Origin of the sequence: Eggerthella sp. BIOML-A1, from assembly GCF_009875595.1 — a bacterium.
GTDB lineage: Bacteria > Actinomycetota > Coriobacteriia > Coriobacteriales > Eggerthellaceae > Eggerthella > Eggerthella lenta.
On record NZ_WWRZ01000006.1, the window covers coordinates 78,105 to 96,576 of the forward strand.

Here is an 18,472-nt window from a genome sequence, read left to right on the forward strand (position 1 = left end):
CTATGCCTACTAGCCTGAGCGGTCGCGACTTCCTGCGCCTCCTCGACTTCACCACCGAGGAAATCGAGTACCTGCTGAAGTTGTCCCGCGAATTCAAGAACCTGAAATTGACCGGTACCCCCCATCGTTACCTCGAGGGCAAGAACATCGTCCTGCTGTTCCAGAAGACGTCCACCCGCACGCGCTGCGCGTTCGAGGTCGGCGCCATGGATCTCGGCATGGGCGTGACCTACCTCGATCCGGGCAGCTCCCAGATGGGCAAGAAGGAGTCCATCGAGGACACCGCCCGCGTGCTCGACCGTTTCTACGACGGCATCGAATTCCGCGGCTTCGCGCAGTCCGACGTGGAAGAGCTGGCTGCCGGCGCTTCCGTGCCGGTGTGGAACGGCCTGACCACCGAGTGGCATCCCACCCAGATGCTCGCTGACATCCTGACGGTTCAGGAGAACTTCAACTACGACATCAAGGGCAAGACGCTGGTGTTCATGGGCGATGCTGCCAACAACGTGGCTCGTTCGCTCATGGTCGTGTGCGCCAAGCTGGGCCTGAACTTCGTCGCCTGCGGCCCCAAGGAGAACATGCCGGCCGCCGACCTCGTGGAGACCTGCGAGGCCATCGCCGCCGAGAACGGCTGCACGATCAAGCTGACCGAAGACGTGAAGGATGCCTGCACGGGCGCCGACGTCATCTACACCGACGTGTGGGTGTCCATGGGCGAGCCCGACGAGGTGTGGGCCGAGCGCATCAAGCTCCTCGAGCCTTACCGCGTGACGGAGGAAGTCATGGCCATGGCCAGCAAGGACGCCATCTTCCTGCACTGCCTGCCGTCGTTCCACGACACCAACACCACCACCGGTGCCGACATCGCCGAGCGCTTCGGCGTCACGGAGATGGAAGTCACCGACGGCGTGTTCGAGTCCAAGCAGTCCAAGGTGTTCGACGAGGCCGAGAACCGCATGCACACCATCAAGGCCGTCATGTACGCGACGCTCTCCTAACTCAGAAAGACTAGGTGAACAAACATGCCTTATCAGAAGGGTGAAGGTAAGTCGGTTGTCATCGCGCTCGGCGGCAACGCTCTGGGCAACACGCCCCAGGAGCAGCTCGAGCTCGTGAAGGCGACGGCGAAGAACATCGTCGACATGGTCGAAGAGGGCATCAACGTCGTGGTCTCCCACGGCAACGGCCCCCAGGTCGGCATGATCAACAACGCGTTCGCGTACGCGTCCGCCAACGACGGCAAGACCCCGGAGATGCCGTTCCCCGAGGCCGGCGCCATGAGCCAGGGCTACATCGGCTATCAGCTGTCCCAGGCCATCCTGAACGACCTGAAGCATCGCGGCATCAACCGTTCTACGGCGTGCGTCGTGACCCAGACGGTCGTGGATCCCGAGGATCCGGCGTTCCAGAACCCCACGAAGCCGGTTGGCGCCTTCCTCACCGAGGAAGAGGCCAAGGCCAAGGCCGAGGAGACGGGCTGGACGTTCAAGGAGGACGCGGGCCGCGGCTGGCGCCAGGTCGTCGCCTCGCCGAAGCCGGTGCGCATCGTCGAGTTCGACGCGGTCAAGGACCTCATGGACGGCGGTTACGTGGTCGTGTCCACGGGCGGCGGCGGCGTGCCGGTGTTCGAGAAGGAAGGCCTGTACGAGGGCGTTCCCGCGGTCATCGACAAGGACCGTTCTTCCGCCAAGCTGGCCGCCGACTTCGGCGCCGACATGCTGGTCATCCTGACGGCTGTCGAGAAGGTTTGCGTGAACTTCGGCAAGCCCGACCAGGCCGAGATCGACACGATGACCATTGCCGAGGCTGAGGAGTTCATCGCCCAGGGCCAGTTCGCCCCCGGCTCCATGCTCCCGAAGGTGGAGGCGTGCATCGAGTACGTGCGCGCGTTCCCCGAGGGCAAGGCTCTCATCACGTCGCTCGAGTGCGCCGCTGCCGGTATCGAAGGCAAGACGGGCACCGTCATCACGGCGTAAAGCTTTTTTGCGTGTGAGCGGAAGGCTTCCCCCAGCTTCCGCACGATGGGCGGTGGCATGCGTTTCGGCGCATGCCACCGCAACAGGGGTACAGCGGTCTGCGGTTACGCTTCCACTGATCCGCTTGAAAATTTCTCGTTCGCCAAAATATCCGACTCGATCCTCATAATTAGGAGGGGTTGTTATGACCGAGAAAGCAAAAGAAAAGAGCAAGAAAAAGCGATCTATATCATCGTTTACCATCCTGCTGATCATCCTGATCGTGCTGGCGCTGGTCACGGTAGTGATGTCGCTGGCCGGTGTGGAAGGGGTCCAAGGCGCCACGGTCGCCAATGTGGCCACGGCTCCCGTCAAGGGCTTTACCGACGCCCTGCCTGTTTGTCTGTTCGTGTTGATCCTGGGCGGTTTCCTGGGTATCGTCACGGAAACGGGCGCGCTGGACGCCGGTATCGCAGCGCTGGTGAAGAAGCTCAAGGGCAATGAGCTCATCCTCATTCCCATTCTGATGTTCATCTTCTCCATCGGCGGTACGACGTACGGTATGTGCGAGGAAACGGTTCCGTTCTACCTGCTGCTCGCGGCCACCATGGTCGCCGCAGGCTTCGACAGCGTTGTCGGTGCCGCGGTCGTGCTGTTGGGTGCCGGTTGCGGCGTGCTCGGTTCGACGGTCAACCCGTTTGCCGTCGGCGCTGCCGTGGACTCTTTGAGCTCTTCCGGCATCGTGATCAACCAGGGCACCATCATCCTGCTGGGCGTGGTGTTGTGGCTCGTGACGCTGGCGATCTCCATCGTCTTCGTCATGCGCTACGCGAAGAAGGTCAAGGCCAACAAGGGTTCCACCATCCTGTCCTTGCAGGAACAGGAAACCATGAAGGCCGAGTTCGGCGAGGCTCAGCAGGAAGCTGAAACCGCTGAGGCGAACCCGAACGAGAAGCTTATGACGGGTCGTCAGAAGTGGACGCTCATCGTGTTCGCCCTGACGTTCGTAGTCATGATCGTCGGCTTCATCCCTTGGGGCGACTTCGGCGTCGAGGTGTTCGATGCCGGTGCGGCGACGGAAGAGGTCACCACGCAGGTTAGCGGCGACGACATCTCCGCGGCTTGGACCGACAAGAAGGTTGGTGGCGAGATTACGTTCGACGGCGATGTGACCGGCACGGTCACAGCCGAAGAAGAGATCTCCCAGGGTTGGTCCGCGTTCCTGACGGGTCTGCCGTTGGGTCAATGGTACTTCGATGAGGCTTCCACCTGGTTCCTCATCATGGCTATCATCATCGGTATCGTGGGCGGCGTGTCCGAGAGCCGTTTCGTCAAGGCATTCATCAACGGCACCGCCGATATGATGAGCGTCGTGCTGATCATCGCCATGGCTCGTTCTATCACCGTGCTTATGGGCGAGACCGGTCTCGACATGTGGATCCTGAACAACGCGGCGAACGCTCTGAACGGTTTGTCGGCGGTCATCTTCGCGCCGATGTCGTTCTTGCTGTACATCGTGCTGTCGTTCTTGATCCCGTCGTCGTCCGGCATGGCCACGGTGTCCATGCCCATCATGGGCCCGCTGGCGAACTCGCTGGGCTTCTCGACCGACGTCATGATCATGATCTTCAGCGCCGGCAACGGCCTGGTGAACCTGTTCACCCCGACGAGCGGTGCTATCATGGGCGGTTTGGCGCTGGCCAAGGTGGAATACTCCACATGGCTGAAGTTCGGCGGCAAGCTGTTCGTGGTGCTGGGCGTCGCCTGCGTGATCATCTTGACGGTTGCGATGATGGTTATCCCGGGCACCGCGTAAGCGTGCAACCCGCGGCATAGCCGCAATGAACCGACGCGTTTCGAGGATCCCCTGCTTCGGCGGGGGATCCTTTTTCGCGTGCGGGAATGAGACGGGGGGGGGATGAGACAGGGGGACGGGGCTAATGCCTCATTCCCTGTCGATACGGATGCGGTATGCTTGCGGAATGAGACATTAGCCCCGTCCCCCTGTCTCATCCAGGAGCTTCTCCATCCAGATGTGCTCGACGTGCTCGTCCAGCTCGACGGGACCGTACTGCGCGTAGCCCATACGCCCGTAGAACGGCGTGACGCGGCATTGGGCGTGCAGGTGCATTTCGGTCGCGCCGGCCTCGCGCGCCAGGCGCTCGGACTCGGCCAGCAGCGCGGCCCCGAAGCCGCCGCGGCGCGCCTCGGGAAGCACGGCCAGGCGGCCGAACACCCAGCGACCCGGCTGATCGGGGCGGTCGGGATCGGGGAAGGTGCGTGCGCAGCCGACAAGGGCGTTTGCGTCGTAAAGCGTTACGTGGATGGTGCGCGGATCGTCGTCGATGTCGTCGAACTCGTCCTGGAAACCCTGTTCCTCCATGAACACGCGTGTGCGTACGATGCGCGCGTCATCGAAGTTCCCATGCTCGAATCGCAATTCCATGCCGGTCCTTTCTCTCGTCGGTTGCTGGGTCACTGTACCATATGTGCGCAACGAAACGGAGATTATCCGAGGTCGTGTGTATGTTTTCTGCATAACGGGCGTTCGAGTGAAACGCGTGGGGGCTGCGTGCCCCAAACGCTCGGGAACATGGTAGAATCGTGAGACGTGTAAACGAAAGACCCATCCGCTAAGGAAAGATGCGTACCATGCAAATTCGCGAACAACTTGAACAGCTGATCGACGCGGCCGTCGCGGCCGCGTGCGAGGACGGAACGCTCACGCTCGAGCAGGCTCCCGAGGCGGCTCTCGAGCGCCCGCGCGACGAGAGCAACGGCGACTGGGCGTCCACCGTCGCCATGCGTTCGGCAAAGCTTGCCAAGAAGAATCCTCGCGAGATCGCTCAGATCATCGTCGACCACCTGCCCGAGAACGACATGATCGCTTCCGTCGACATCGCCGGCCCCGGCTTCATCAACATTCGTCTGGCGAACGCCGTCCTGCAGGGCGTTGTGGCGGCGGCTCGCGCCGAGAAGGACGACTTCGGCAAGGGCGAGATTCCCGAGGGCGAGCGCAAGATCAACCTGGAGTACATCTCGGCGAACCCCACCGGCCCCTTGCACGTGGGCCATGGCCGCTGGGCCGCGCTGGGCGATGCCACGGCGCGCGTCATGCGCCATGCGGGCTACGACGTGTTCGAAGAGTTCTACATCAACGATGCCGGCACGCAGATGGACAACTTCGGCGAGTCGGTGGCCGTGCGCTACCAGCAGCTGCTGGGCCGCGACGTGGAGATGCCCGAGGCGTGCTATGCAGGCTCTTACGTGAAGGATATCGCGCAGACCATCATCGATGAGGACGGCGACAAGTGGCTCGATGCCGACCCGAAGGAGCGCATGGAGAACTTCCGCGAGCGCGCCTATGCCTACGAGTTGGCCGAGCAGCACCGCGTCACCGAGCGGTTCGGCACCACCTTCGGATGCTGGTTCTCCGAGCGCTCGCTGTACGTGCCCGATGAGGACGGCTTGAGCGCGGTGGACCGCAGCCTCAAGGCCATGGACGAGAAGGGCTACATCTACGTCGAGGACGGCGCCACCTGGTTCAGGTCCAGCGCGTTCGACGACGAGAAGGATCGCGTGCTCATCAAGGCCAACGGCGAGATGACGTACTTCATGAGCGACGTGGCGTACCACTACAACAAGATGGAGCGCGGCTTCGACCACCTCATCAACATCTGGGGCGCCGACCACCACGGCTACATCGCCCGCTGCGAGGCCATGCTGGCCGCGTGGGGCTGGCCCGGCGCGCTCGAGATCATGCTCGGCCAGCTGGTGAACCTGTTCCGCGACGGCGAGGCCGTGCGCATGTCGAAGCGCACGGGCGAGATGATCACGTTCGAGGAGCTCATCGACGAGGTGGGCGTGGACGCCACCCGCTACCTCATGCTGGCGAAGTCCTCCGACCAGCCCATCGACTTCGACATCGAGGTGGCGAAGAAGAAGGACGCGTCGAACCCGGTGTACTACGTGCAGTACGCGCACGCGCGCATCTGCTCGATCCTGCGCAAGGCGGCCGACCCGGCCGATGCCGAAGCGGCCGCGAACGGCGACATGTCGATGGACGAGCTGGCCTCGAAGGTGATCCCGGCGAACGTGGACCTCTCGCCGCTCACGCACGAGTCCGAGCTGGCGCTGATGCGCAAGATGGACGACTTCGGCCCGCTCGTGGCTCAGGCGGCTCGCGACCGCGCGGCGTTCCGTTTGACGCACTACGCTCAGGATCTGGCCTCGCTGTTCCATTCGTTCTACACGAACTGCCACGTCATCGGCGAGGAGGAGGCTGTGACGAACGCGCGTCTTGCCCTCGTGGACGCCACGCGCATCGTGCTGGCCAAGACGCTGGACCTGCTGGGCGTTTCCGCTCCGGCCAAGATGTAGGTTTCGTTCGAAGGAAGGCCGCCCGATGGGCGGCCTTTTTTATACGTTGTCCTCCAGGTCGACCTGCATCAGGGCGACATTCTCGCGCAGGCGCTTGTACGAGGATCGGCACAGGTCGCCGTCTTCGTAGCGCGCTTGGATCTGCTCGAGCTCGAGGCGCAAGCCGTAGCGTTCGATGTCTTGGGCCTTGCTTGCCGTGTTCGTGAGGGCGGTGATGGACGGGTTGGCATTGCGCAAGGCCGTGATGGAACGCTGGTATTCCAGCAAGAGCGTGCTGACGTCCTCGGCCGGTTCGTCCGATTCGGGGGAGGCCAGCTTCTGCTGCAGGCGCTCCACCACGTGCTCGGCGCATTGCATCTGCAGATCGCGGATGGCCTGCACGCGTTCCGTGACGTTGATGCCGGGCAGTCCGGCGACGATGCGGTGCCATCCCGAGCGCGCTATGGCTCGCAGGCGCAGCATGAAGTTCTGAGCCGACCAGCGGCCTCGATGATGCTTCAGCATGTTCTCGATGCGGGCGAGGCGGCTGAGGTACTGGTAGCCGATGATGGGGTAGATCTCCTCGTCGTCGATGAGCTTGAGCGCGAGCTCCTGCTCCCAGCGCACCGCTTGCAGGCGCAGGGCCGTGTTCGGCTCGTCCTCGATGTCGTTGCGGCTTTTGATGCGCGCGATGCGGTCGTTGTAGGAGCGGATCACCATCTGCGTGGCCGCACGGTTCTCGGCGGTCTGGCGCGCGGCCAAGTCCTCGATGACGGTGCGCAGTATCTCGATGCTCACCTCGGTCTCGTCGCAGCGCAGGTCCTCGTCGGTGGGCGGCTTCTTCGGTGCCAGCAGGGGCACGACGAACGTGGCCAGAAGCAGGGTTACTACGATCACGCCGCAGGCCATGAATATCATGAGGTCGCGCTGCGGCACCGCGTAGGATATGGTGAACGCCACGGCCAGCGTGATGGCTCCTTTCGGGCCGCCCAGGGTCATGACGGCAGCCGTGCGCACGTTCTCCAACCCGAACGGGCGATCTGCGCGTTCGGCGCGGCTGTGCACCCATTCCATGGCCATCACCCAAACGAATCGTGCGAAGATCACGATGAAGGCGAGACCCAGCACGTACGCGATGAGCTTGTCGTTCGAAACGGCCGTGCTTTCCCATGTTCCTTGAAAGGCGAGCGGCAGCTGCGTGCCCAGCAACACGAACACCACGCCGTTGAGCGCGAAGGACAGCACCCGCCAGACGCTTGTCGAGACGATGTTCATGCGCGAGATGGACGGCCCGATGATGCGCGGCGAGATGACGTTCACGAGACCTGCCGCCACCACGGCCAGGATGCCGCTCGTGTGCAGCGCGTTGGCCACAAGGTACACGATGAACGGCGTGAACACCTCGAACAACACGTGGAAGGTCGTGTTCTCCAGGCCCCACGAGCGAACCTTGCGCACTAGGAAGTTGCCCAGGTAGCCCAGGGCGATGCCCATGAGGATACCGCCGAAGAAGCTGAACAGGAAGTCGGCTGTGGCGTCGACGAGGGAGAACGTGCCGGTGACGGCGGCTGCGATGGCGAATTGGAACGCCACGATGCCCGAGGCGTCGTTGATGAGCGACTCGCCTTCGAGAATGCTCTTGGAACGTGAGGAGATGCTCGTTTCCTTGGAAAGCGACGCTACCGCCACGGCATCGGTCGGGCCGAGCGCCGCGCCCAGCGCGAAAGCGGCGAACAAGCTGATGGACGGCACGAGCCAGTGGACGGCGAACCCCACGACGAGCGCCGTGGCAAGCACCAGTCCGATGGCCAGCGACAGCACGGGCTTGCGGTTGCGCCACAGCGATGCCTTGTCGATGTTCTTGGCCTCGTCGTAGAGCAAAGGAGCGATGAACAGCACGAGGAACAGCTTGTCATCGAGTTCGATCTTGATTTGCGAGGAAGCGAGAAGCGCGATGCCGAGGCCAAGCAGGATCTGTATGAGGGGCGAGGAGATCTTGGGCACCAGCTGGTCGATGACCGACGAGACGAGGACGGCCGCCAGCAAGAGCAGGGCGAGCATGAGCGCTTCCAAGGGCTCCTCCATTCGTTGGGATGGGATCAACCCTTTTATTGTAACCGAGCCGGTCGCATCCGCTCGGCTTTGCGCACGAAATGAGCGGAAGGCGTTATTTGGGCCGCCCGCCCGCTACGGCGATGCTCGCTTTGATGTAGAGCGTGTAGGCGACAGCCGCCGTGGAAGCCAGCACCAGATCCCGCTCGAAATCCCCCTCATTTTCTCCGCTCATCAGGCCTTTCGGGCTGGTTGGAAGGGCTGCGAACAACGCTCGCAGCGCGGCTTCGAACGCATCGCAGTAGTAGTCGTAGGCCACGCGCGTGTCGAAGCTGGCGATTTGCATGCGGATGAGCCGGTCGATTTCCGCTATGGAGAACGTCTGCTTAAGGGTGCAGATGACGATGAGGTATGCGATGTGGGAGCGCGTGTACTTCTTGCCTGCGGCCGATGCCAGCACGCCCTGCTTCACGTAGTTGTTCACCATGGAACGCGTGATGATCTTCTCGCCGGGCTGGTACAGCGGAGCCAGCGTGTCTTCGAGAAAACCCACCAGTTGGTCCATGTACAGGTCGATGGAGGGTATCTCGTCGTAGCGAGGGAGGTGCAGGGAGACGAGATGCTCGGCATAGGTCGATGTGCTGACGGATGCGTCGTTCATGAAGGAGCCTTTCGCGCGCGTGCGGAGGAAACAAAACGAGCATAGCAAGGCGACCGTTTGGAGTCAATCTTTAGAACTGCTTGACATAGTACGTTTCAACCAATAATCTAGTTATTGATACTAGATAGTAACCCGGGCGATGCCCGGACGAACGAAAGCAGGTCGCATGGACACCTCTCGCATCGCTCTCGTCATCGACTCGTGCACCGACGTGCCGCCGGCGGACGTCGAGCGGTACGGCATGTACGTCGTGCCGTTGCAGGTGAACTACGAACGCGAGAGCTTTCTCGATAAAGTGACCATCACGCCGCAACAGGTATACGACCGCTTCTCCGAGGAGATCCCCACTACGTCCACGCCGACTCCTGCGATTGCGCGCGAGGTGCTGCAGCGCGTCGTGGACGACGGTTACGAGCAGGCCGTCATCGTCACTATCTCGAGCGGCCTGTCGGCCACATGCGAGCTCATGCGATCGATCACCGTCGGGATGCCCGAGCTGGACTGCTGCATCGTGGACACGAAGAACATCGGCATGGGCGCGGGCTTGGTCGCGCTTGCGGTGGCGCGCAGGCTGGCCGACGGCGCCACGCTCGACGACCTGCGACGCGACAGCGAGCGCATCGTGGAGAGCACGAAGGTGTTCTTCTGCGTGGACACGCTGGAATACCTGCATAAGGGCGGCCGCATAGGCAACGTGACGTACGCGGTGGGCAGTCTGCTGGACATGCGCCCGGTGATCACCTGCAACGAGAAGGGCGTGTACTGCACCGTGGCGAAGGCCAAGGGTCGCCGTCAATCGCTGAAGAAGGCCATGCGCTGCGCCGAGGAGGCAGCGGCGCGGTATCCGCGTTGCACGATGGCCGTGGTGAACGGCGATGCCGCTGCGGAGGCGGCCGAAGTAAAGCACGAGCTGGAGCAGCGCGTGCACAACGTGGACGCCTGGTACGAAGGGCAGATCAGCCCCGTGCTCGTGGTGCATACCGGCCCCGGCCTCATCGGCATCGGCGTCTGCGGAGCGTAAACCCTTCCGTCGCTACGCCAGCGGGAGGGCGAGGGTCACGGAGAAGCCTTCGCCCGGCGCGCCGTCGAGGGAGAGCGATCCCTCGTGCGCGCGGGCGATGCGGTCGACCAGAACGAGCCCCAGGCCGTGATCGCGGTTGAACGACCCAGCCGCGCTGCGCGCCGTGCGCGAGCGCGCGAGGCGCGCTTCGAGCGCGGCGAGGTCGGCAGCCGCGATTCCAGCACCGTCGTCGCTCACGCGGATCGTGCAGTACGCGTTGTCTCGCAGCGCCAGTTCGACGCTGATCGTGCATCCCTGCTCGTTGTGCAGCCGCGCGTTGGAGATGGCGTTCTCCACCGCGCGCGTGAGCAGCCTCTCGTCCCCCAGCACCACCGCGTTCAGCGCGTCCTCTGCGATGTCGAGCTCGATAGGATGCGCTTCGTCCAGCCCGCTGTTCGCATGCGCGGCCGCCACGGTGCGCAGCAGGCGCGCCGCATGCACGCGTTCCAGGCGCATCGGCTGCATGTCGTAGTCCAGCTGCGAGGCGGTGTTGAGATCGGTGACGAGGTCCTTGATCTTGAGCCCCTGCGCTCTGATGACCCGCGCGCTTGCGCGCGCCTCTTCGGCTGCGCCCTCGTCCTGCACGAGCGCGTCGGCGTAGCCGAGAATCATCGACAGCGGCGTGCGGATGTCGTGGGAGATGCCGCGAATCCAGCTTGCGCGCGCGGCGTCCTTCTGCTCGATGACGGCGCTCGTCTCGGTGATCTGGTCGCCGATGTCGCGCAGATCCCCTTTGAGGTGCAGCTCGGCCGCGCGCCCGTCAGACAGCGCGTCGAGCGCTTCGGCGATGGGAGCCACGGCGTTTTGCGTCCGGCGACGCGACACCGCGTAGATGGTGTACAAGATCCCGAGGTCGACTGCGAATATCAGCAGCACGTACAGCGGGAAGTTGCGCACGGTCGACGCGGGGTAGGTGAGCGTCATCGTCCAGAACTCGTTCTTCGGGAAACCCACGACCAGCAGGCCGTCGTCCCGATCCCAGAAAAACGCCGGATAGTCGGCGACGGCCGCATAATGCGCTGCCATCGCCACGTCGTTCACGCTGAACCGGTCGGGCACGTCCTCCGGCTTGTCCTGCGACCAGGCCACCGCGCCGTCCGTCCCGATGACGAGCGCCCAGGCGTCCTGCTGGCCGAGCGCCTCCAGGCCGTTCTCCCCAAGCGTCCATGAGCCGTCGGCATCCTGCTCGAGAGCTTGGTCGACTGCGCGCGTCGTGGACGCGGGCGTGCCGTCGTTGAAGTTCGAGTTCGATTCCCGGTAGGCGATGACGGCGTACAGGAAGAAGTCGATGACCACGATGAGCAGCGCCAGCGCCACGAACAGCAGCAGCTGCTTGGTGAAGAAGCGCGCGAAGCCCGCCGGTCGCCTTGTGCGACGGTCTCGAGCAGATGTGCGAGGGGCGCGGCCCATGAGCTAGCCGCGCTCGACCAGCTTGTAGCCCAGTCCGCGCGCCGTGACGAGCGAAACCGGCGCCGACGGGTCTGCCTCGATCTTCTCGCGCAGGCGACGGATGTGCGCCATGAGCGAGTTCTCGTAGCCGAACGACGTGCCCCAGCACGCCTCGCACAGGGAATCGATGGTGACGATGCGCCCGGCGTTGCGCGCGAGCACGCTCAGGATCTCGTGTTCTTTGGCGGTGAGCGGCACCGTCTGCCCGTCGGCGCGCTCCACCTCGGCGGTGGCGAAGTTCACGCGGCTCGCAGCCAGCTCCAACAGCGGGTTCTCGGCGGCATAGCAGCGGCGCAGCACGGCGGCGATGCGCAGCACCAGCTCTTGGGGCAGAAACGGCTTCGCGATGTAATCGTCGGCGCCCAACGTGAGTCCCGACACGCGATCGAAAGGCTCGTCTTTCGCCGTGAGGAACAGCGCGGGCGTCGAGGTGTGCGCGGGCAGCTGACGGATGCGTCCGAGCAGCTCGAAGCCGTCCATGCCGGGCATCATCACGTCGAGCACGAACAGCTGGTACGCGTGCTCGGGGGAGGCGCTGCGCGCCGCGATCGAGGAGAGCGCTTCGGCGCTGGAATTCGCGATGTCGACGGAGGCGAACCCCGCGCCGTGCAAGATGGTGGCCACCATGTCGGCCAGCTCGCGCTCGTCGTCCACCAGCAGGATGCGCTTGCCGCGCAAGTGCGTCTCCACCATGCCGAATGCGCCGGTCATCGTCGAACCCCTTTCTCTTTCGTGCTTGCCAGTATGACACATGCGGCCGAGCGCGGTAATCCGCTTCTTCGTATCGTAAGGCAGCCGCAAGGTGCGGTAAGGAAGCCGCAAGGCGCCCTGCAAGGCGCCGTAAGGAGCGGCTCGTAACCTGGGAACAGGAGCAAAACGAGAAGAAGGAGCTGAACATGGATACAAGGGACGTCGGGGCGTCGACGGTGGTGGAGGTGCGCGCGCTCAGCAAGCGCTACGGCGCCGAGGGGCGCAAGCGCGACGGCAGCGTGACGCAGGCGCTCGACCGCGTGAGCTTCGCGGTGGCGTGCGGCGAGTTCACCGGTATCATGGGGCCCAGCGGGTCGGGCAAGTCGACGCTGCTGAACTGCCTGGCCACCATCGACAAGCCGTCGAGCGGCACCATCGTCGTCGGCGGGCGCGACGTGACCTCGCTCGCGGGCAAGGAGCTGGCGAAGTTCCGGCGCGAGGACCTGGGCTTCATCTTCCAGGACTCGAACCTGCTGGACACGCTCACGGCGTACGAGAACATCGCGCTGGCATTGACCATCCAGAAAACGCCCGTGCGCGAGATCGACCCGCGCGTGCGGGAGGCGGCGCGCACGCTGGGCATCGAGGACGTGCTGCAGAAGTACCCCTACCAGATGTCCGGCGGCCAGAAGCAGCGCGTGGCCGCGGCGCGCGCCACGGTGACCCGTCCGCATCTCGTGCTGGCCGACGAGCCCACCGGCGCGCTCGACTCGAAGTCGGCGCGCCAGCTGCTCGAATCGCTCGCGCACCTCAACGAGCGGGGATCCACCATCCTCATGGTCACGCACGATTCGTTCTCGGCCAGCTACTGCAACCGCATCGTGTTCATCAAGGACGGCGGCCTGTACGGCGAGCTGCGCCGCAACGGAGCGGAGCGCTCGGCGTTCTACCGCCGCATCGTGGACGTGGTTTCCAGCATGGGCGGCGCGGGCGAGGACGATGCCGCGGACGAGGTGACGCGCCATGCTTGCTAGGCTCGCGCTCGGCAACGTGCGCAAGTCGCTGGCGGACTTCGGCATCTACTTCCTCACGGTCATGCTGGGCGTGGCGGTGTTCTACGCGTTCAACTCCATGACGGCCCAGCAGGGCGTGCTCGCGTTCTCCGAGACGCAAAGCAAGATGTTCGATCTGCTGGGCATGGTCATCGGCGGCGTGTCGGTGTTCATTGCGTTCGTGCTCGTGTTCCTCGTGGTGTACGCGAACAGTTTCCTCATCAAGCGGCGCAAGCGCGAGTTCGGGGTGTACCTCGCCTTGGGCATGAGCACGGGCGACGTGGTGAAGATCGTGGCGCTGGAATCGCTGATTGCGGGCGCGGCCTCGCTTGCGGCGGGGCTCGTCGTGGGCATCGGGCTGTCGCAGCTTCTCTTGCAGCTGACGAGCGCGCTGTTCCAGGCCGACGTGGCCGAGGCGGGCGGCTTCGCGTTCGTGTTCTCGGCCGACGCGTTGGCGAAGACCGCCATCGTGTTCGCGGCCATCTTCCTGACGGCCGCGCTGTTGAACGCGCGCACGGTGGCGCGGGCGAAGCTTATCGACCTTCTGCACGCGCAGCGTAAGAACGAGGAGATGCGGCTGACCAGCTTGCCGCTGTCGCTCGCGCTGTTCGCGGCGTCGCTCGTGCTGATAGGCGTGTCGTACAAGCTGCTCATCGACAACGGGCTGATGGAGCCCTCGCCCGAATTCGCGGTGGCCACGTTGCTCGTGTGCGCAGGCACGGTGCTGTTCTTCTACGCGCTGTCGGGCTTCCTGTTGAAGCTGGTACAGCTGATCAAGCCGCTGTACCTGCGCGGGCTCAACATGTTCGCGCTGCGGCAGCTGAACGCGAAGGTGAACACCGCGTTCGCGTCGCTGTCGGTGGTGTGCCTCGTGCTGTTCCTGGCCATCACCAGCGTGTGCGGCGGCATCGGCATCCGCAACGCCATCGACGGTTCGCTGGACAAGAGCACGGGATACAGCGCCAGCGTGTCCACGTCGTTCGGCTCGTACGATGCCGAGGCGGGCTACCGGCCTGCCGACTTGGGCGCGTTCGGCGAGTTCGCCGAACGGCAGGGCTACGACATGGCCGCAGGGCTGCGCGCGAGCGTGGCGGCGGTGGGCGCGGGCGACTTCGACGCGGCGGTTTCCGGCGTGGCGCAGGTCGACCTTCTGGTCGATCCTGCCGACGGCCTGGTGATGGACGACGTGGAGCGCGCGAGCGGCCTTGTGCTGGCCGACTACGCCGGCGCGTCCGTCAACAGCGGTTACGGCGCGTACCCCGTGTACCTGGCGAAGCTGTCGCAGGTGAACGCCGCGCTCGAGCTGGCGGGTCGACCGGCGCTCGAGCTGGGCGCGGGGGAGTGCGCGGTTTTCAGCGACTCCGACATCACGAGCGGGTTCTACCGCGACGCGGTGGATCGCGGCACCGTGCTGTCCGTGGGCGGGCGCGACCTGCGCGTGGCCGAATTCCGGGGCGAGAGCCTGCAGACCACGCCGTTTCCGATGAACACGGGCACGCTCGTGGTGCCCGACGAGGCGGTGCCGGCAGGATCGGCGATCCTCCAGTCCGTCCTCGACGTGCAGTGCGCAAGCGACGAGGACGAGGCCGCGTTCGGCGAGATGATGGACGCCGTGGCGGACACCGACAACCCCGACACCTGGCCGATCACGCTGTCCATGACGCGCGCCGAGGTGATCGACCAGAGCATCAGCCTGTCCACCATTGTGGCGTACCTGGCCATCTACCTGGGCTTCGTGCTGGTCATCGCCTGTGCGGCCATACTCGCCATCCAGCAGCTGTCCGACGCTTCCGATAACGCGCAGCGCTACGGGCTGCTGCGAAAGCTGGGGGCTCCCGAGGGCATGATCAGCAGCGCGCTGTTCGTTCAGGTGCTCGTGTACTTCCTGTTCCCGCTGCTGCTGGCCGTCGCGCACGCCGCGTGCGCGCTCGTGGTGGTCACCGACGTCGTGGCCGTGTTCGGGCACCTCGACATCACGTCGATGGCGTTGGCCTGCGCCGGCGCGTTCCTGGCGGTGTACGGCGCCTACTTCGCGGTGACGTACGTCGGCGCCCGGAAGCTCGTGCGCGAATAGGGGGGGGAGCGAAGGAGCCCCCGCAGGCCGAGTCTGCGGGGGCTCCGCGATGAAGCGGCGGGGCAGCTAGATCTGCCCGCCGAGGGAGAAGGCCTGGGAGAACGGGCTGCCGTCGTCGGTCGGCACGAGCACCAGGTTTCCGCTCTCCAGGACGTACGTGGGCAGGACGCGCACCACGGTCAGCTGCACTGTGCCGCCCGGCGCGATGACGACGTGCTGGGGGTCGTCGGAGGGCACGGTGTCGCCCGTTGCCTCGAAGTCCAGATCGTAACCCGTCCGCACCATGTCGAGCGTTCCGTCATCGTTGCGCAGGGCGAAATCGTAGAGCACGGGCGTCCAAACGGGGACGGCCGTATCTTCAAGGTTGCGCAGCGTCACCGTCGTGGACGCGTAACGGTAGTCGTCGCTCGTAAGCGTGCCGTCGTCGTTGTAGCCGTAGCCCCACACCTCGCGCGAGCATTTGTCCATGTAGCGCGCGTTGCCCAGCCATCCGTCCACGACAAAGAGGCAGTCGTCGAGCGCCTTTCCGCCCGGAAGAGTGTCGGAGAGCGAGATGGAAGGGGAGCTCATGGCCAAGCGCGCGGTCGGCTGTTGCGAGCTTTCGGAGTCTGGGTGAGAGGAGCCGGTGCTTTCGTATCCGAAGTCGAACGCGACTTCGCCGTCGGACGGTGTGAGCGCGTTTTCGGGCAGGGTCGCGTCGACGCGCGCGCCGTTCTCCTCGACGGTTGCCCGCCAGGTATCGTCCTGGCGCTCGATGGTCGACGCGGGCAGCACTTCGTCGGCGCGGTCGTTCGCGTCGTCGAGCGGGAAGGGGAACGGGCCGCTTCCCGCTTTCACCACGATGCCGTAGAGCGATTTCGCTGCCGAGGGGGCTTCGGCGTCGTCTGCGGCGAGACGGGTGGTCAGGCGGGGGGTGCCGTCGACCATTTCGGTCTCGAAGTTGGCCGCGTGCAGCTCGATGGCCTGGGTGGACGTGCGCCCGTCCTCGAACGTCACGGTGACGGTGAGCGTCTGTCCTTCGAACAGGTCGATGACGGGGGATTGCAGGTCGCCCATGATGTTTTCAGGAGGCTCGCCCTCGTTCGTCCAGAGGCCGAAACTCGTCGTGCCGTCCGCGATGCCGGGGTCGTCGCTTGCGGAGACGTCGATGGTGGAACCCATGAGCTTCGCGAGGCTCAGCTTACTCTCTCCGTTCCGCATGGAGCTTCCGACGAAATCGTAGCCGCCGTAGTACTCGCCGGTACCGCGCGCCGTGGGCTTCCAGCTTGCCAGCTCGCCCATGCGCGGGTCGTCGGGGTCGGTCGGTCCGTCTTCGAACGTCACGCGGTACAGGGCTCCGCCCGTCAGGTTCGCCTGCACGCGGGAGATGCCCTCGCCCTCAACGTGGAAGAGGCAGCCGGTGAAGAAGCCGCTCACTTTGTAGTCGTCGCCTCCTGAGAAGCGGTAGCCCAAGTCGCGGTCGAACGCAACGGTGCCCCCCTCGCCGGGCGCGAGCGGCGCGCTGCCGTCGGAGGCGTAGGCGCGCACGGCGAAGCCGCTTGCCTGTTGGGCGTCGCTCAGGGAGATGGCCGTATGGCCGTCCGCGTCCATCGCGCCCATGACCATGGGCACGCCGCCGGCGACGATGGCCGCGGCGACGAGGCAGGCTGCGGCGGGCAGACCCCAGCGACGCGCAACTGCGACGCCGCCGCTGCGCGATCCGGCGCGCCGATGTGGGCGCTTGGCTGACGCGGTCGCGACCGGCTGAGCGGAGGAGGCGAAGCGGTCGGCTGCCCGCTCGGCGGCGGCTAGCGTGCGTTCTTTGAGATCGGACGACGCGCGCACCTGGTGCTGCATGCGCTCGTACTCCTTGCGGAAATCGTTTTCGTTCATGAGTGCGCTCCTAGATTGATCTTGAGGGCCTTGCGCGCGCGGTGGAGGTGGGATCGGACGGTGCCTGAGCGCTCGCCGGTGATCTGCGCTATCTCGTCGGTTGCATATCCTTCGAAGTAGAACAGGTGCACGGCGGTGCGCTGCTGGGGCGTGAGGCGGGCGAGAGCCGCGGCCAAGTCGCCGGGCTCGAGGTTGCGGTTGCCGAAAGCGTCGTCGGGCGCTTCGCGTCCCGGCTCGTCCAGCTCGGAGGCGCGCAACGTGGACAGCGTGGCATCGTCAAGCTCGGCGCGGCGCTTGCTCCAGGGGCTGCGGTGCACGTCGTTGCAGCAGTTGATCGTCACGCGCAGAAGCCACGCCTTCAGATGCTCGTCGTCGGTGAACCGCTCTCTCGATTGCAGCAGGCGCATGAACACGGTTTGAAACACGTCCTCAGCGTCGGCGACGCTGCCCATGCGGCTGGTAGCCAAGCGAAGCACGGTGTCGCCCCAGCGCTCCATGGCGCTTTCGAGCGCCACGGCGTCGAGGACGTGCACGGTTCCGCTCGGCTGGCCAGCGTGCGGTTTTCGTCCGTTCGCTGCAGCAAGCGGACGGTCGCTCCGGGACGTTCCGGCTCCCAGAGCCTCGCAACCTACATCCATATCCCATCTCCTTTCCGCTACCAACACGCGCGAAGGAGCGTTTTGTCGCAGATGCTTCCGCCATCATACACAAGGTGCCCACAATTCAGAGGAGAAGGGGGAAAATGAAAAAGGCCAGACATGATGTCTGACCTTTAGAATTCAAATGGTGGACTGTCGGGGACTCGAACCCCGGACCTTGGGATTAAGAGTCCCCTGCTCTACCAACTAAGCTAACAGTCCAGAAATAACGCCTATGTCAAAGTTCCAAGTGCACAAAGCGCTGGATTATTTTAAAGCATGTTTCCAGCAATTGCAAGTACTTTTTTCAAACTCGCGCTGGGGTGGATGATGGGACTCGAACCCACGACCTCCAGAGCCACAATCTGGCGTTCTAGCCGACTGAACTACACCCACCAAGGCGCAAGGTGGTAGTATACGGATTTTCTACCGGGAGTGCAAGAGGAATATGAGCAAAATGTATCAACCATTTTGCAAACGCCTGTCGATCGCTTGCTTTCAAGTAGTATAGAATCATCCAAGACGTCGAAAACGGCTGCCTAGCGCGGCGCCCGAAGAAGAGTCGACGCCCGAGGGGCAGGGCATCCGGCCCTCCCGCAATCGGAATGAG

14 protein-coding genes and 2 tRNA genes are annotated in these 18,472 nt (G+C 64.4%); 7 read left to right on the plus strand and 9 right to left on the minus strand.

All coding sequences use genetic code 11. The features are described from left to right. Positions 1-2 precede the first annotated feature (2 nt). From argF to GT590_RS08290, 3 genes are all read left to right on the plus strand, one after another. Complete coding sequence (gene argF, locus GT590_RS08280; RefSeq protein WP_009304188.1) at positions 3-998, plus strand: ornithine carbamoyltransferase; 996 nt, start codon at positions 3-5, stop codon at positions 996-998. Between the two features lie 24 nt (positions 999-1,022). Next, entirely contained in the window at positions 1,023-1,976 is a 954-nt protein-coding gene (gene arcC, locus GT590_RS08285) for a carbamate kinase (protein ID WP_114526325.1), read from the plus strand. Positions 1,977-2,160: 184 nt separating this feature from the next. Beyond that, positions 2,161-3,771 carry a YfcC family protein gene (locus GT590_RS08290; protein ID WP_009304190.1) on the plus strand — a complete coding sequence of 537 codons (1,611 nt, stop codon included), beginning with the start codon at positions 2,161-2,163 and terminating at the stop codon, positions 3,769-3,771. A 174-nt stretch (positions 3,772-3,945) separates the two neighbouring features. Here GT590_RS08290 and GT590_RS08295 read toward each other — a convergent pair whose 3' ends face one another. After that, positions 3,946-4,401: a GNAT family N-acetyltransferase gene (locus GT590_RS08295; RefSeq protein WP_015760855.1), complete on the minus strand. Its 456-nt coding sequence runs from the start codon at positions 4,399-4,401 to the stop codon at positions 3,946-3,948. Positions 4,402-4,607: 206 nt separating this feature from the next. Between GT590_RS08295 and argS the strand changes: the two genes are divergently transcribed. Then, positions 4,608-6,335 carry an arginine--tRNA ligase gene (gene argS / locus GT590_RS08300; protein WP_015760854.1) on the plus strand — a complete coding sequence of 576 codons (1,728 nt, stop codon included), beginning with the start codon at positions 4,608-4,610 and terminating at the stop codon, positions 6,333-6,335. Between the two features lie 39 nt (positions 6,336-6,374). Here argS and GT590_RS08305 read toward each other — a convergent pair whose 3' ends face one another. Both GT590_RS08305 and GT590_RS08310 read right to left on the minus strand, forming a co-directional pair. Then, the gene (locus GT590_RS08305) at positions 6,375-8,387 is read right to left on the minus strand and encodes a sodium:proton antiporter (RefSeq protein ID WP_021410140.1); all 2,013 of its coding nucleotides are present in this window, start codon (positions 8,385-8,387) and stop codon (positions 6,375-6,377) included. Positions 8,388-8,481: 94 nt separating this feature from the next. Continuing rightward, positions 8,482-9,027: a DUF1836 domain-containing protein gene (locus GT590_RS08310; protein WP_015760852.1), complete on the minus strand. Its 546-nt coding sequence runs from the start codon at positions 9,025-9,027 to the stop codon at positions 8,482-8,484. A gap of 166 nt (positions 9,028-9,193) precedes the next feature. On the opposite strand from GT590_RS08310, the gene GT590_RS08315 reads away from it, so the two are divergent. Then, positions 9,194-10,048, plus strand: a complete 855-nt coding sequence (locus GT590_RS08315; protein WP_009304198.1) for a DegV family protein — start codon at positions 9,194-9,196, stop codon at positions 10,046-10,048. A gap of 12 nt (positions 10,049-10,060) precedes the next feature. On the opposite strand, the gene GT590_RS08320 is transcribed toward GT590_RS08315, so the two are convergent. Further along, complete coding sequence (locus GT590_RS08320) at positions 10,061-11,497, minus strand: sensor histidine kinase KdpD (RefSeq protein ID WP_009304199.1); 1,437 nt, start codon at positions 11,495-11,497, stop codon at positions 10,061-10,063. A 3-nt stretch (positions 11,498-11,500) separates the two neighbouring features. Then, positions 11,501-12,247 (minus strand): response regulator transcription factor, encoded by a 747-nt coding sequence (locus tag GT590_RS08325; protein WP_009304200.1) that lies wholly within the window; start codon positions 12,245-12,247, stop codon positions 11,501-11,503. A 185-nt stretch (positions 12,248-12,432) separates the two neighbouring features. Here GT590_RS08325 and GT590_RS08330 point away from each other — a divergent pair, with 185 nt between their 5' ends. Beyond that, positions 12,433-13,260: an ABC transporter ATP-binding protein gene (locus GT590_RS08330; protein WP_156996294.1), complete on the plus strand. Its 828-nt coding sequence runs from the start codon at positions 12,433-12,435 to the stop codon at positions 13,258-13,260. Further along, on the plus strand, positions 13,250-15,352 hold the full coding sequence (locus tag GT590_RS08335; protein WP_161171000.1) for an FtsX-like permease family protein: 2,103 nt from the start codon (positions 13,250-13,252) through the stop codon (positions 15,350-15,352). Before GT590_RS08330 ends, GT590_RS08335 begins: the two co-directional genes overlap by 11 nt. 66 nt (positions 15,353-15,418) lie before the next feature. On the opposite strand, the gene GT590_RS08340 is transcribed toward GT590_RS08335, so the two are convergent. From GT590_RS08340 to GT590_RS08355, 4 genes are all read right to left on the minus strand, one after another. Next, positions 15,419-17,224 carry a hypothetical protein gene (locus tag GT590_RS08340; RefSeq protein ID WP_009608276.1) on the minus strand — a complete coding sequence of 602 codons (1,806 nt, stop codon included), beginning with the start codon at positions 17,222-17,224 and terminating at the stop codon, positions 15,419-15,421. Then, positions 17,221-17,862: an RNA polymerase sigma factor gene (locus tag GT590_RS08345; RefSeq protein ID WP_009608270.1), complete on the minus strand. Its 642-nt coding sequence runs from the start codon at positions 17,860-17,862 to the stop codon at positions 17,221-17,223. The genes GT590_RS08340 and GT590_RS08345 overlap by 4 nt, the downstream gene beginning before the upstream one ends. A 146-nt stretch (positions 17,863-18,008) precedes the next feature. Continuing rightward, a tRNA-Lys gene (locus GT590_RS08350) sits at positions 18,009-18,084 on the minus strand. A 97-nt stretch (positions 18,085-18,181) separates the two neighbouring features. Further along, positions 18,182-18,258: transfer RNA gene (locus tag GT590_RS08355), tRNA-His, on the minus strand. Positions 18,259-18,472 lie beyond the last annotated feature (214 nt).

Excerpts from the sequence above, each read along its gene's own strand:
- argF (WP_009304188.1), top strand. The coding sequence starts at position 3 with ATGCCTACTAGCCTGAGCGGTCGCGACTTCCTGCGCCTCCTCGACTTC.
- arcC (WP_114526325.1), top strand. The coding sequence starts at position 1,023 with ATGCCTTATCAGAAGGGTGAAGGTAAGTCGGTTGTCATCGCGCTCGGC.
- GT590_RS08290 (WP_009304190.1), top strand. The coding sequence starts at position 2,161 with ATGACCGAGAAAGCAAAAGAAAAGAGCAAGAAAAAGCGATCTATATCA.
- GT590_RS08295 (WP_015760855.1), bottom strand. The coding sequence starts at position 4,401 with ATGGAATTGCGATTCGAGCATGGGAACTTCGATGACGCGCGCATCGTA.
- argS (WP_015760854.1), top strand. The coding sequence starts at position 4,608 with ATGCAAATTCGCGAACAACTTGAACAGCTGATCGACGCGGCCGTCGCG.
- GT590_RS08310 (WP_015760852.1), bottom strand. The coding sequence starts at position 9,027 with ATGAACGACGCATCCGTCAGCACATCGACCTATGCCGAGCATCTCGTC.
- GT590_RS08315 (WP_009304198.1), top strand. The coding sequence starts at position 9,194 with ATGGACACCTCTCGCATCGCTCTCGTCATCGACTCGTGCACCGACGTG.
- GT590_RS08320 (WP_009304199.1), bottom strand. The coding sequence starts at position 11,497 with ATGGGCCGCGCCCCTCGCACATCTGCTCGAGACCGTCGCACAAGGCGA.
- GT590_RS08325 (WP_009304200.1), bottom strand. The coding sequence starts at position 12,247 with ATGACCGGCGCATTCGGCATGGTGGAGACGCACTTGCGCGGCAAGCGC.
- GT590_RS08330 (WP_156996294.1), top strand. The coding sequence starts at position 12,433 with ATGGATACAAGGGACGTCGGGGCGTCGACGGTGGTGGAGGTGCGCGCG.
- GT590_RS08335 (WP_161171000.1), top strand. The coding sequence starts at position 13,250 with ATGCTTGCTAGGCTCGCGCTCGGCAACGTGCGCAAGTCGCTGGCGGAC.
- GT590_RS08340 (WP_009608276.1), bottom strand. The coding sequence starts at position 17,224 with ATGAACGAAAACGATTTCCGCAAGGAGTACGAGCGCATGCAGCACCAG.
- GT590_RS08345 (WP_009608270.1), bottom strand. The coding sequence starts at position 17,862 with ATGGATGTAGGTTGCGAGGCTCTGGGAGCCGGAACGTCCCGGAGCGAC.